General features: G+C 41.9%; 13 protein-coding genes. 11 read left to right on the top strand and 2 right to left on the bottom strand.

The genetic code is table 11. The features are described 5' to 3' along the window. The first annotated feature begins 2 nt into the window (after window positions 1-2). Window positions 3-830 (top strand): rhamnulose-1-phosphate aldolase, encoded by an 828-nt coding sequence (gene rhaD, locus BLP87_RS02855; RefSeq protein WP_028246698.1) that lies wholly within the window; start codon window positions 3-5, stop codon window positions 828-830. A gap of 73 nt (window positions 831-903) precedes the next feature. On the opposite strand, the gene BLP87_RS02850 is transcribed toward rhaD, so the two are convergent. Then, on the bottom strand, window positions 904-1,779 hold the full coding sequence (locus BLP87_RS02850) for a LysR family transcriptional regulator (RefSeq protein ID WP_074461348.1): 876 nt from the start codon (window positions 1,777-1,779) through the stop codon (window positions 904-906). A 200-nt stretch (window positions 1,780-1,979) separates the two neighbouring features. Between BLP87_RS02850 and BLP87_RS02845 the strand changes: the two genes are divergently transcribed. Genes BLP87_RS02845 through BLP87_RS02835 form a run of 3 tightly spaced genes read left to right on the top strand, consistent with a single transcriptional unit; the run spans window position 1,980 to window position 3,522 of the window. After that, complete coding sequence (locus BLP87_RS02845; protein WP_074461347.1) at window positions 1,980-2,219, top strand: hypothetical protein; 240 nt, start codon at window positions 1,980-1,982, stop codon at window positions 2,217-2,219. Continuing rightward, the gene (locus BLP87_RS02840) at window positions 2,219-2,980 is read left to right on the top strand and encodes a carboxymuconolactone decarboxylase family protein (protein ID WP_242871799.1); all 762 of its coding nucleotides are present in this window, start codon (window positions 2,219-2,221) and stop codon (window positions 2,978-2,980) included. Before BLP87_RS02845 ends, BLP87_RS02840 begins: the two co-directional genes overlap by 1 nt. Further along, the gene (locus BLP87_RS02835; RefSeq protein WP_143002069.1) at window positions 2,980-3,522 is read left to right on the top strand and encodes a cyclophilin-like fold protein; all 543 of its coding nucleotides are present in this window, start codon (window positions 2,980-2,982) and stop codon (window positions 3,520-3,522) included. The genes BLP87_RS02840 and BLP87_RS02835 overlap by 1 nt, the downstream gene beginning before the upstream one ends. A 69-nt stretch (window positions 3,523-3,591) precedes the next feature. On the opposite strand, the gene BLP87_RS02830 is transcribed toward BLP87_RS02835, so the two are convergent. Next, window positions 3,592-4,344 (bottom strand): hypothetical protein, encoded by a 753-nt coding sequence (locus tag BLP87_RS02830; RefSeq protein WP_074461345.1) that lies wholly within the window; start codon window positions 4,342-4,344, stop codon window positions 3,592-3,594. Between the two features lie 252 nt (window positions 4,345-4,596). On the opposite strand from BLP87_RS02830, the gene BLP87_RS02825 reads away from it, so the two are divergent. From BLP87_RS02825 to atpD, 7 genes are all read left to right on the top strand, one after another. Next, entirely contained in the window at window positions 4,597-7,122 is a 2,526-nt protein-coding gene (locus BLP87_RS02825; protein WP_074461344.1) for a DUF342 domain-containing protein, read from the top strand. A gap of 141 nt (window positions 7,123-7,263) precedes the next feature. After that, window positions 7,264-7,947: a F0F1 ATP synthase subunit A gene (locus BLP87_RS02820; protein ID WP_074461343.1), complete on the top strand. Its 684-nt coding sequence runs from the start codon at window positions 7,264-7,266 to the stop codon at window positions 7,945-7,947. 23 nt (window positions 7,948-7,970) lie between these two features. Next, window positions 7,971-8,189, top strand: a complete 219-nt coding sequence (gene atpE / locus BLP87_RS02815; protein ID WP_074461342.1) for an ATP synthase F0 subunit C — start codon at window positions 7,971-7,973, stop codon at window positions 8,187-8,189. 31 nt (window positions 8,190-8,220) lie between these two features. Then, window positions 8,221-8,712, top strand: a complete 492-nt coding sequence (locus BLP87_RS02810) for an ATP synthase F0 subunit B (RefSeq protein ID WP_074461341.1) — start codon at window positions 8,221-8,223, stop codon at window positions 8,710-8,712. Between the two features lie 268 nt (window positions 8,713-8,980). Next, a complete protein-coding gene (atpA, locus tag BLP87_RS02805; protein WP_074461505.1) occupies window positions 8,981-10,492 on the top strand; it encodes a F0F1 ATP synthase subunit alpha in 1,512 nt (503 codons plus the stop codon). Further along, window positions 10,479-11,423, top strand: coding sequence for an ATP synthase F1 subunit gamma (gene atpG, locus BLP87_RS02800; RefSeq protein WP_074461340.1), 945 nt, complete (start codon window positions 10,479-10,481; stop codon window positions 11,421-11,423). The genes atpA and atpG overlap by 14 nt, the downstream gene beginning before the upstream one ends. Next, entirely contained in the window at window positions 11,420-12,811 is a 1,392-nt protein-coding gene (atpD, locus tag BLP87_RS02795) for a F0F1 ATP synthase subunit beta (protein ID WP_074461339.1), read from the top strand. Before atpG ends, atpD begins: the two co-directional genes overlap by 4 nt. The last annotated feature ends 1 nt before the right edge of the window (window position 12,812 follow it).

Below are 12,812 nucleotides of genomic sequence, written 5' to 3'. Positions count from 1 at the left end.
AAATGAAGATAACAGAAGTAAAGTTTGTTGAAGGTTTTATTAGAATGGCAAATGATGGATGGGAGCAGGGCTGGCATGAGCGTAACGGCGGTAATCTCTCATATAGAATGAAGGATGAGGATGTTGCAGCTGTTAAGGAGTTCCTTTCAGAAGATGGTGAGTGGAAGGAGATTGGTACTGAGGTTCCAGGTCTTGCAAATGAGTACTTCATGGTAACAGGTAGTGGAAAGTATTTCCGCAACGTTATCATTGATCCAGAGGATTCAATCGGTATCATCAAGGTAGATGAGACTGGTACAAAGTATCAGATTCAGTGGGGCTTCGTAAATGGTGGAAGACCAACATCAGAGCTTCCTTCACACCTTATGAATCTTGAAGTAAAGAAGCGTGTTACAAATGGTAAGTACAGAGTTGTTTACCACGCTCACACTACAAATACAATCGCTCTTACATTTGTACTTCCTCTTAAGGACGAAGTATTTACAAGAGAGCTTTGGGAGATGGCTACAGAGTGTCCTGTAGTATTCCCTTCAGGTATCGGCGTTGTTGATTGGATGGTTCCAGGCGGAAAGGATATTGCAGTTGCAACTTCTAAGCTTATGGAGCAGTATGATGTAGCTATTTGGGCTCATCACGGTATGTTTGCTTCAGGTGAAGATTTTGATCTTACATTTGGTCTTATGCACACTGTAGAAAAGGCTGCAGAGATTCTTGTAAAGGTTCTTTCAATTACACCTAACAAGCTTCAGACAATCACACCAGATCAGTTTAGACACTTAGCAAATGATTTCAAAGTAGAGCTTCCAGAGAAGTTCCTCTATGAAAAATGATCCTAATCTAAGAAAACCTCAGGTCGTTTTTGGCGGTCTGAGGTTTTTTGTGGTATTAAGGGAGTCAGACTTGCTACCGGAAAGATTCCTTTAAATGAGCTAAAAATCTTTCTGCGATAGGTGTAAATGCTTGATATCTGTTCCATGCAATATATATTTTGTTCTCGAGCCTGGGAGACAGTGGTCTGAATACAAGGCCGCTGTCTTTTGACGTATTTACAAGATGCTCATAGGTGAGAAGATATCCTAAGCCCTCCATGGCAAAAATCGATCCATTGTAAGAAAGGCGGAATGAACCTTCCAACTTAAGTTCTTTAAATCTGTTACCTGCCCAGTTTTTAATATCTCCATTCCATGCTTGATCAGAACAGAATAATGGCAGGCCTACAAGGTCATCCAAACGGATGGCTGTTTTCTTTGCCAGGGGATCGGTATCCGGAATGATAAGTCCCCAGGTATCTGTTTGAGGTAATTCAATATATTCATATTTGCGGATATCCGGCTGTTCTACCAGTACTACAAAATCAAGTAAGCCTTTATCGACTTTTTCAGAGAGCTGCTCGGTATCACCGCTTGTGATGTGATAATGAAGGTTTGGATAATGCTGCTTAAATTCTTTTATTGACCTTGCCAGGTATCGAAGCTGGTAAGATTCAGCAAGACCAAGATAGAGATCTCCGCCACCTATATCATCCAGAGATACAAATTCCTGCTCGATTTTATCTGCCATGCTGACGAGGTCTTCCGCGCGATTGCGAAGCAGGATTCCTTCGTCGGTAAGTTTTATACTAAAAGCGTGTCTTGTAAAAAGCTTTTTTCCAAGTTCCTCCTCCAGCGATTTAAGCTGTTTTGACAGGGTAGGCTGAGTTACATGCAGAAGTTCAGCAGCTCTACTCATATTTTCTTCTCTTGCCACTGCTAAAAAATATCTTAAAGTTCTAATTTCCATAGAATTTCCTTTCCATGATCAGTGCACTCGAAATACTTCGTATTTCTCGTTCTTCGGCATTCGCCGAATATCAATATATATTGCTATATGATATTCTAAAATGGAATATTATGATATTCATTATAGCCATTAGCAAGAGTGTTCACAAGCACGTACAATAAAGATGTCAGGAAAATAGTACGATTGAGTGAGGAAATCTCATGGATAAAGAAAAACTGAAACAGTGCCTTATGGATACAGGATGTAGCGAAGATGCATCAGAAAATATCCTTAAGCAATATGAATCCGGAAGCATGGAAAACATGCTTCGACTTTTGAAAAAAGAGCGTTGTCGCATAATGGATGAATATCATGAATGCGGAAGAAAAATTGATTTCATGGATTTTATGCTTAGAAAAATAGAAAGCGAAATGAATAAGAATAACGGAGGTATCAAGTGATGATGAAAAAAGAAAAAATCGTTCAAACAGCAGGAAGAGATGCACTTGGGAGTTTTGCGCCTGACTTTGCCGGATATAATGATGATGTATTGTTTGGTGAAGTATGGAATGACACGACATTGGATTTAAAAACAAAAAGTACAATTGTAATTTCTGTATTTATGGGCAGAGGTCTTTGTGACAGTTCTTTAAAGTATCACTTACTTACGGCAAAGAAAAATGGAATTACAAAAGACGAAATCGCAGCCATTATTACCCATGCCGCATTTTATGCCGGCTGGCCAATGGCATGGGCTGTATTTAATATGGCTAAGGAAATCTGGAATGATGATGCTCCGGCCTGTGATGATAAAGAAAGATTTCAGAAGGAAGTATTTCTTCCAATTGGAGAAAAGAATCCTTACGGAAAGTACTTTACAGGACAAAGCTATCTGGCACAGGTATCCTCAGACCAGGTGCCTGCATTTAATGTGACATTTGAGCCTGGTTGTCGTAACTTCTGGCATATTCATCATGCAAAATCCGGTGGAGGGCAGATGCTCATATGTATAGGCGGCAGAGGCTGGTATCAGGAGGAGGGAAAAGAAGCAGTGGAGCTTACTCTGGGTAAAGTTGTGAATATTCCGGCAGGTGTAAAACATTGGCATGGAGCTGCTGCTGATTCCTGGATGAGTCATCTTGCTTTTGAGATTCCTGGTGAGGGTGGTTCAACAGAGTGGTGTGAACCGGTTTCGGATAAACTATATGGTGAATTAAAATGATGTCGAAAAGAATTGTTGCAATACTGGTGGTCTTTTTGTTGCTGTTAACAGGGTGTAAAGCGAATAGTTCCGGTGATTTTCAAGAAGATGATAATGCTGTGCAGATGGAATACGGTGTTCAAACAGATACAAATGAGCTAAAGGAGCAGACTGAGATGAAAAACGCGGATGAAAGCACTCTGGCTGATAATCAGATTCGTGTAACTGTAGGAAACAGTTCTTTTATTGTGAATCTTGAAGACAATGAAACAGCCAAAGCTTTGAGAGAAATGCTTACAGATGAGGATTTGACTATTTCAGCGTCAAATTACGGAGGATTTGAGAAAGTCTGCCGGTTAGGAAAAACTCTACCATGTAATGACACGCAGATTACAACTGAGGTCGGCGATGTAATGTTATACAGCGGGAATCAGATTGTATTTTTTTATGGTGCTAATTCATGGACTTATACGAAACTTGGTAAAGTGGAAGAGCCGAGTTTAGAAACACTTGAAAAGATATTAAGTGGACCGGAGACGGAAATTACACTAAGTATAAGGTAGTAAAGGGGAGTCAAAGGGACGGTTCTTTTGACTTACTGAGTCAGCCGAACCGTCCCCTTGACTTGCCCTTTATTCTGTTTTTTCTGCGCTTAATAATTCTGCGTCATAGTTGTCGGCGTCAAGTCCCGATCCTGTGAAAGTTATGATATAACCGTCTTTGATAAGGCAGATACATCTCTGGTAAAGAACTGTACCGTTTATTTTTGCCTTAAGTACAAGTGAAGGATGATCTTCCCCTAGGAATTTAACTGTCTCCATATCGGCAGTTACATCTGTTAATCCCTGAGCTTCAAGAGCTGAAATTGAAGGTTCTTTCTGAGATTCCATAATTGACTGCTCATTTGCAAGAGCTCCGGCAAGTGAACCTACACTCTGAAGTACAACGTTCAATGTTTTGCCTGTTGTTCCGTCAACGGCGTAAGTTACTACCATAATGCTTCCGCTGTCGAGTGCTTTCTTGGCTGCCTTGTTATCTTTGAAGGCATCTAAATCTGTTATTGTGCTGTTTAATGTCTGAAGTTCTTCATCGTTTGCGAATTTGAAGTTATCGCCCAAAGCGAATTTTACTCCAAAATATTTGTTTTCGTATGTGGTTCCGTTTACAACACCTGAAATGCTATCACTTGAAGCGTTTGCATTCGATTCCTCTGACGATGCATCTTCAGATGCAGCTTCGCTTGAAGATTCGGAAGATGTTTCTTCAGCGGGTGCTTCGCTGGAAGCATTGTTGTTCTTTGCAGGCTCGACCTTCTGAGCTCCGCAAGCAACTGAGCTTGCTGATAATGCAAGTGCTATCATTGTTACCAATAATTTCTTTTTCATAAATTTCTCTCCTAAATAGAACATAAAATAAAAACACGTTAATTCTAGCATATAATATTGGGGAATGCTATAAAAAAATTAACTGATTTATCGTTTGTGTAATAAATGCTGATTGAGACTGTGTTTGCGGGTGATGATAATAAATATTTCTTGAGTGGTAAATGTAATAATGATAAAATTGTTATTAGAAATAGATAACCAATAGTTTATTGCAGGCCGATTTTTGCTGACCTATCGGGAGATGTGACATCTATGGACACTCAGGTACTTGATTTAGATCTTGATCTTGAAAATGAAACGATGTCTTACTCCGGTCTTTCTTCGCTTAATAAGAGTGCGTTGGAGAGAGAACTAGAGATGTGCAGAGAATTGGGGGCAGATGCTGATAAGCTTCGGGCTCTTAATTTTAATGCACTTCAGCTTTCCGAGATACGAAAAGGTATCAATGATAAAGTCGATGTTGCAAAATATATGGATCCCAGAAAATCATGGACTGAGATGGAAGAGCTGAGGCTTGAAATGACTCAGAACATTGATATGAGCTCATACAGGGAGCAGGGATTTGATGTTCAGCAGCTTGCCCAGATAAGAAAAGGTATTGCTGCGGGGATAGATGTTTCTGTATATGCCAAGAGGGAATACCTTGCGGATCAGATGAGAGAGATTCGAATCGGGCTTAGCAGAGGCGAAGGTGTTCCTATCATTTTTTTTCAGGACCCGGCGTTTGACAGCCTCCAAATGCGCGAGATCAGAAAAGGTCTCGAAGAGGGTATTGATATTTCTAAATACGCTTCTGTAGACATTCCATATATGAAAATGAGGGCGATAAGAAAAAGTGCGGAAGACGGACTTTTCTTTACTGACGCGCAGATACAAAACTACAATGCGAGCATACTTGAAGAACTGCATTCGGCATACAACGATAAAGTTGATGTAAGTCGATATGTTGCGGAAAGATATGAAGCGGAGCAGATTGAGCAGATAAGGATCTGTCTAAAAGAAAAAATCCCGATAGATAAATATATTAATCCCGATATGAGAAGTGATGCGATCAAAGAGATAAGGATCGGATTGGAAAATGGTATTGATGTCGGAAGATATGCCGATGCGGCGTATGGTTGGCAACAGATGTATGAGATGCGAACAGGTCTTGAGCATCAGATTGATATCACACCATATTCGAATCCTCTTTATCAGGCAGATCAGATGAGGGAAATCAGGCTTGGTATAGAAGACGGACTCGATATCAGTGCTTTTTCATCGATGATGTATACCGCACGTGATATGCGCAGGATAAGAGAACGCATATTGGGAGAGGGATATGAGTTTGTGGGACACAAAACACATGATGCACAAGTTCTTGACAGGACTAACGGTGTTCCGAATGAAGCTGTTCTTCTTAATTATATGCTTGAAAACAGGGATGAATTTCTGTCATTTACTTCCGATGAGATGATATGCTGGATAAAACTTCCTGCGAGAACCGACGGCGCGGTATATACCGAAAATCTTATTATGAGTTTTCTTGTTCAGTGCAGAATAATGGCGGGAATCAATAAAGAAGCTATCTCCAATATGTTAAGCAACTTAAATCATAACGAGAAATATGTTGTTGCTGCCGGAAAAGCTGCCGTTAACGGAGTTGACGGTTATTATGAATTTTTGGTTGATATGACGCAGGAACAGGAACCTGTGATCTTAAAAGACGGAACGGCGGATCTTTCCAATATTGAAGCGATCAAGCAGGTGAAAGCCGGAGATAAGATCGCGATATATCACAAGGCGAAAAAAGGAGAGGACGGATATAACGTATACGGAGAAGCCTTGAGGGCAAAAAACGGCAAAGAAATCCCTATCTTAAAGGGCGAGGGATTTATGATACTTAATGACAGGGTGACATATGTTGCCAAATATTCCGGCGCGATCAGCATGGTTGACGGAGTGATAAATATCGAAAAGATCATGATACTTCCCGAAGTAAAGATAACCGATAAAAAGATTGCCTACGACGGAGTTGTATATATAACCGGTGATGTACATTCGGGATGCAATATCAATGCGTCGGGAGATGTGATAATAGGCGGCCATATGGAAAGCTCCGAAATAGTCAGCGGAAGGAATGTTATCATTAAAGGGGGTGCGACATGTCCCATCAGAGGCTCTATCAGAGCAAAGGGAGATGTTTCTGCGAAGTTCTTTGAGGGTGTGACGATAAGCGGGAAGAATATTTCCGCAAACTATTTCATAAACTGTAATGTTGTGGCGAGCGGGCTTATTAGGACATACGGAAGAGTCGGAACGATATACGGAGGAAGCGTTCAGAGTCTGTTTGGTATTGAGACCGCATCTGTCGGAAACAAAGCCGGCGCAAAGACAATTGTCACACTGGGCGTGAATAATACCATACTTGCGGAGCTTAGTAATATCAATAAAGCAATCAGCAGGGAGGAAGAAGAACTTAACAGCCTCAAGGTTCAAAGGGACAGGCTTGCCGAAGATGCATCCGCCGACAGACAAAGGATGCAATGGAAGATCAAGGTCAATGCAGCGATAGGAATGAAGGAAGGAAAAATAAAAGACCTTGAAGCCAAAAAAAGTAAAGTTCAGGCTGAGATTGACAAAGGAAGTGAAGCAAGGGCGACAATAACCGAAGTTGCCTATTCCGGAACCGTATTTGTCATAGACAGAATGGTGCTTAGGATTGAGGATGACAGGAAAACATACGATAAACTTACGATCAAGGCAAGTGCTGACAGAGACAGTATAGAAGTCATATAAATGTGAGAAAAAATATTTTCCGGATAGCCTTAATTTTGCTTAAAAACACCAAATTAAGCAAAGTTAAGGCTTTTTTTTACATTGCATTATTAAAGCTGATTTTCTATAATTATATGTATATTTTTGGGAAAGGTAAACAATATGAAGGAATTACTTACTGAACTTTTGATGGAAGAAAAGACCTGTTTCCGCATCCCTTTCGGAGACGGATATATCGATGTTTATAAATCCGTAGTAATGACCTGGGGAGTTATGCTTGTTTTATTTGCGCTTATATTGTTCCTTACGCATGGCTTTAAGGTGCATAATATATCAAAGCGCCAGGCCGCGGTCGAGACCTTTGTAATCTGGTTGAGAGGCGTCACCGGTGGAATGCTCGGTGAAGAGGGCATAAGCTATGCCGATTATCTGGCAACCGTGCTTATCTTCATAGCTGCATCCAATATGGTCGGACTTCTCGGATTCACACCTGCGACAATGGATCTCAATGTTACGATAGCACTTGCACTTATGAGTATCGTGCTTGTTGAGATTGCAGGTATGAGAAAAAAAGGTGTCAAGAAATGGCTGAAGGGCTTTGCGGAACCTATGGCAATTGTTGCGCCCATGAACATTTTGGAGATTGGCATAAGGCCGTTGTCTCTTTGTATGCGACTTTTTGGTAACATACTCGGAGCCACGGTTATCATGGAACTTATAAAATTCATGGTTCCTGTTATCTTGCCGGCAATACTTAGCTTGTATTTTGACATATTTGACGGAGCAATCCAGGCGTATGTCTTTGTCTTTTTGACATCATTATACATTAAAGAAGCCGTTGAATAATTCGGCACAAGGAGGTAATAAAAATGAGTTTAACAGCAATAGGAGCAGCTATCGCTGCATTTACCGGAATAGGAGCAGGTATCGGAATCGGTCTTGCTACAGCAAAGGCAACCGATGCAGTTGCAAGACAGCCTGAAGCTGACGGTAAAATAATGAAGATGCTTGTTTTGGGATGTGCACTTGCGGAAGCTACAGCTATTTATGGACTTGTAGTAGCAGTTATGATCATATTTTTATCATAATTTAAGCAATAATGTAGAGAGGGGTTAAAACGTGTTAACTGTAAGCTTGATAAACATTGGTTTTACCATATTTAACCTTCTGCTTTTGTATTTATTTGCGAAAAAATTTCTTTTCGGCAGAGTCGATGCTATTCTTGCTCAGAGAAGAGAGGAAGTTGACAGTGCTACTAAAGCTGCAGAAGCCGCTACACAGGAAGCTTTGAATACAAAGAAAGAGTATGAAGAAAAAATCGCTAACGTTGATGAAGAAAAAGAGCAGATCCTTGCTGATATAAAGAAACAGGGATATGTAGAATACGAGCGTATTATTGGTGAAGCCAAGAAAAAAGGTGACAAGATTATTGTTGAGGCTAAGCACAATGCTGAAGTTGAGAATGAGCGTGCCAAAGAGGTCTATGCTGCTCAGCTTACAGATATGGTTATCGATGCCGCATCCAAGATTGCGGCTACAAAGCACAGTGCTGCCGATGACAAAGAATTATATGACAAATTTATAAGCGAAGCCGGAGCAAAGAATGAGTGAATTATTGAAAGCGAAACTGCGCTATGCGGGCATTGCTCCCAGTGAGGAACAGCTTTCCAAGATAAAGGGAATACTCCTTGAGAAGTTTGACGTTCCGGATATTGACATGGAACTTGTTCAGGACACTTCTATCGGGGGCGGATTCATTGTATCATGCAAGAACTTTGAATATGACTGGTCCGATGCGGGAAGAGCAAGGCAGCTTCGTGCAGAATTAAATAACTTAAGCAGAAAAACCGGAGACAGAGAAACCGGCAAGATCATCAGCATGCTAAGCAGCAAGGTTGAGAATTTCGATCTTGCGATCGGTGACAGAGAAGTCGGAACGGTTACCTGGGTTGGAGACGGAATCGCCAATATCGACGGTATCGAGCATGCTTTTTATGGCGAGATCATCGAGTTTGAGGGCGGTACCAAAGGTATGGCTCAGGATATACGTGAAGATCACATCGGATGTATCCTGTTTGGTAACGATACAGGCATCAGACAGGGGACAAGGGCTGTCAGAACTTACAAAGAAGCCGGAATACCTGTCGGAGAAGCTTTTATCGGAAGAGTAATAGATGCTCTCGGAACTCCCATAGACGGTCTCGGAGATATCAAGGAATCGGGATACAGACCTGTTGAGCAGCCTGCTCCCGGAATTATTGAGAGACAGTCCGTAAACGAGCCTATGGAAACGGGAATTTTATCTATTGATACCATGTTCCCCATAGGAAGAGGACAGAGAGAACTTATTATCGGTGACAGACAGACCGGTAAGACATCGATTGCCCTTGACACAATTATTAACCAGAAGGGCAAAAACGTTATTTGTATATATGTTGCGATAGGCCAGAAGGCATCTACCGTCGCAAAGATCATACAGACACTTAAGAAGACGGGAGCCATGGACTACTCGATAGTTGTAAGCTCAACCGCTTCAGATATGGCGCCTCTTCAGTATATTGCGCCATATTCCGGAACAGCAATGGCTGAGTATTTCATGCATCAGGGTAAGGATTGCCTTATTGTTTATGACGATCTTTCCAAGCATGCCGTTGCATACAGAGCAATTTCACTTCTTCTTGAGAGATCGCCGGGAAGAGAAGCGTATCCCGGAGATGTATTCTATTTGCACTCAAGATTGCTTGAGAGATCAAGTAAGCTTTCATCGGAGCTTGGAGGAGGTTCAATTACTGCACTTCCTATCATTGAGACGCAGGCGGGTGATGTATCTTCATACATTCCTACCAATGTTATATCTATTACGGACGGACAGATTTTCCTTGAGAGTGACCTGTTTTTTGAAGGAATGAGACCTGCCGTTAACGTAGGACTTTCCGTATCCCGTGTAGGTAGCGCGGCTCAGACCAAAGCAATGAAAAAAGCAGCGGGAAGTATTAGAGTGGATCTCGCACAGTACAGAGAAATGGCTGTGTTTACACAGTTTAGTTCGGATCTTGACGAAACAACCAAGAATCAGCTTGCGCACGGAAACGTTCTTATGGAACTTTTAAAGCAGCCGCTTGAACATCCGCTTGCAATGCATGAGCAGGTAATTATTCTGGTTGCTGTCGGTGCCGGCAGACTGGATATGATTCCTGTCAAAAAAGTCAGGGATTACAAAGAGAGACTTCTTGCTTATTTTGAAACGGAACAGGGCGATATCTGCGAAGAGCTTTCTAAGAGCGGAGATTTGTCCGATCAGTTAAAGAAGAAAATTCTCGAAGCCGTTGATGCTTTTAACGACAGCGAGAACAAGATACTTAAGGAAGAATTGGAAAGTGGCAACCATTAAAGAAATCAGGGATCGTATAAACAGCGTAAACGATACCAGAAAAATTACAAATGCGATGTATCTGATCTCTTCTACAAAGCTTCGAAGGGCAAAGAAGATGCTCACTGATACCGAGCCGTTCTTTTTTGCCACCCAGGCTATGATCTCACGTCTGGTAAGACATTTACCGGAGGGAGTGGATAATATTTTCCTGGAGACGAGGCTTGAGATCCCCGAGGATGAGCGAAGGAGAGGGTACATTATCTTCACTGACGACAAGGGACTTGCGGGTTCATATAACCACAATGTCATAAAGCTTGCGGAAGAGAAGATTGCTGCCGACAAAGGTGAATGGAAACTCTTTGTCATAGGTGAGGTCGGCCGTTTTCATTTCCTTTCAAAGGACGTGAATATTGAGGAATCATTTATGTTCACGTCACAGAATCCGACTCTTCACAGAGCGAGGAAGATAGCTGCGGAAATTCTTGATTACTATTATTCGAGAAAGTTGGATGAGTTCTATATTATTTATACGACTGTTCAGGGACCGAAGATTGATACTAGGTTTGAGAAACTTCTTCCTCTTGAGATCATTACCGATATCAAGAGAGAAAAGCCGGTGACCGATGCCATTCTTGAAGAGTTTCTCATGGAGCCCAGTCCTTCAGCTATTCTTGATAACATAGTTCCGAATTATGTTACGGGATTTATATACGGAGCATTGGTCGAGGCTTTTTGCAGCGTTCAGAGTGCCAGAATGATGGCGATGGATTCTGCAAACAAGAATGCGGAGACAATGATCGCCGAACTTCAAAGAACCTATAACAGGCAGAGGCAGGCAATGATAACTCAGGAAATCACTGAGGTTGTCAGCGGAGCAAAGGCTCTTAAGAATGCCAAAAAAGCCAAAGAGAGAAACAAAGATAAGCAGAAAACGAGGAATTACAGTTGAAAAACGGTAAGATTTTGCAGGTCATGGGACCTGTTGTGGACGTAAAATTTGAGGACAGCGATCTTCCTTATATCAGTGATGCGCTTTTTGTTATGGTTGAAGATCAAAAGCGCGTTATGGAAGTTGCTCAGCACATCGGTGACAATGTTGCGAGATGCATCATGCTTTCTCCGAGTGAAGGACTGAGCAAGGATATGGAAGTTTATCTTACGGGCGGACCTATAAGTGTTCCTGTCGGAGATGAGGTTCTCGGAAGATTGTTTAATGTTCTCGGAGATACGATTGATAAAAAAGGTGATGTTAAAACCTTGGAAAAATGGGATATTCACAGAGAACCACCGAGGCTTGTCGATCAGAGCCCCGTAGTTGAAATCCTTGAGACGGGAATAAAGGTTATCGATCTTCTTGCACCTTATGCAAAGGGCGGAAAGATCGGACTTTTCGGTGGTGCCGGTGTAGGTAAGACCGTCCTTATCCAGGAACTTATTCAGAATATCGCGACGGAGCACGGCGGATATTCAATCTTTACGGGAGTTGGAGAAAGATCACGTGAAGGTAACGACCTTTGGAGTGAAATGAATGAATCAGGCGTTATTAATAAGACAGCGCTTGTGTTCGGCCAGATGAATGAGCCACCCGGAGCAAGAATGCGTGTTGCGGAGACAGGTCTTACAATGGCTGAATATTTCAGAGATGTAAAGCATCAGGATGTGCTTCTTTTCATAGATAATATATTCAGATTTGTACAGGCAGGTTCAGAGGTTTCTTCACTTCTCGGAAGAATGCCTTCGGCGGTCGGATATCAGCCGACACTTGCAACCGATCTTGGTATGCTTCAGGAGAGAATTACTTCGACAAGACTCGGATCGGTCACATCGGTTCAGGCTGTATACGTTCCTGCGGACGATCTGACGGATCCCGCTCCTGCGACGACGTTTGCACACCTTGATGCGACAACGGTTCTTTCACGTAAAATTGTTGAGCAGGGTATTTATCCTGCTGTCGATCCTCTTGAATCTTCAAGCAGAATCCTTGAAGAGGATATTGTAGGTAAGGAACACTACGAGACAGCGATTAAGGTTCAGGAGATACTTCAGAAGTATAAAGAGCTTCAGGATATCATCGCAATCCTCGGTATGGAGGAACTTAGTGATGAAGATAAGATTACTGTTTACAGAGCGAGAAAGATACAGAGATTCTTGTCTCAGCCTTTCCATGTTGCTGAACAGTTTACGGGTATAAAAGGAAAGTTTGTACCTCTTGCCGATACAATAAAGGGCTTCAAAGCTATTATTGACGGCGAGATGGATCAGTATCCCGAAGCTGCATTTTTCAACGTAGGTACTATTGAGGAAGTAGTTGAAAAAGCAAAGCAGATAGAGGCATAAA

The sequence above is a fragment of the Butyrivibrio hungatei genome, from assembly GCF_900101605.1.
GTDB classification, from domain to species: Bacteria; Bacillota; Clostridia; order Lachnospirales; family Lachnospiraceae; genus Butyrivibrio; species Butyrivibrio hungatei_B.
The sequence above is the reverse complement of the archived record's forward strand: the minus strand, read 5'-3'. Positions and strand labels throughout refer to the sequence as shown.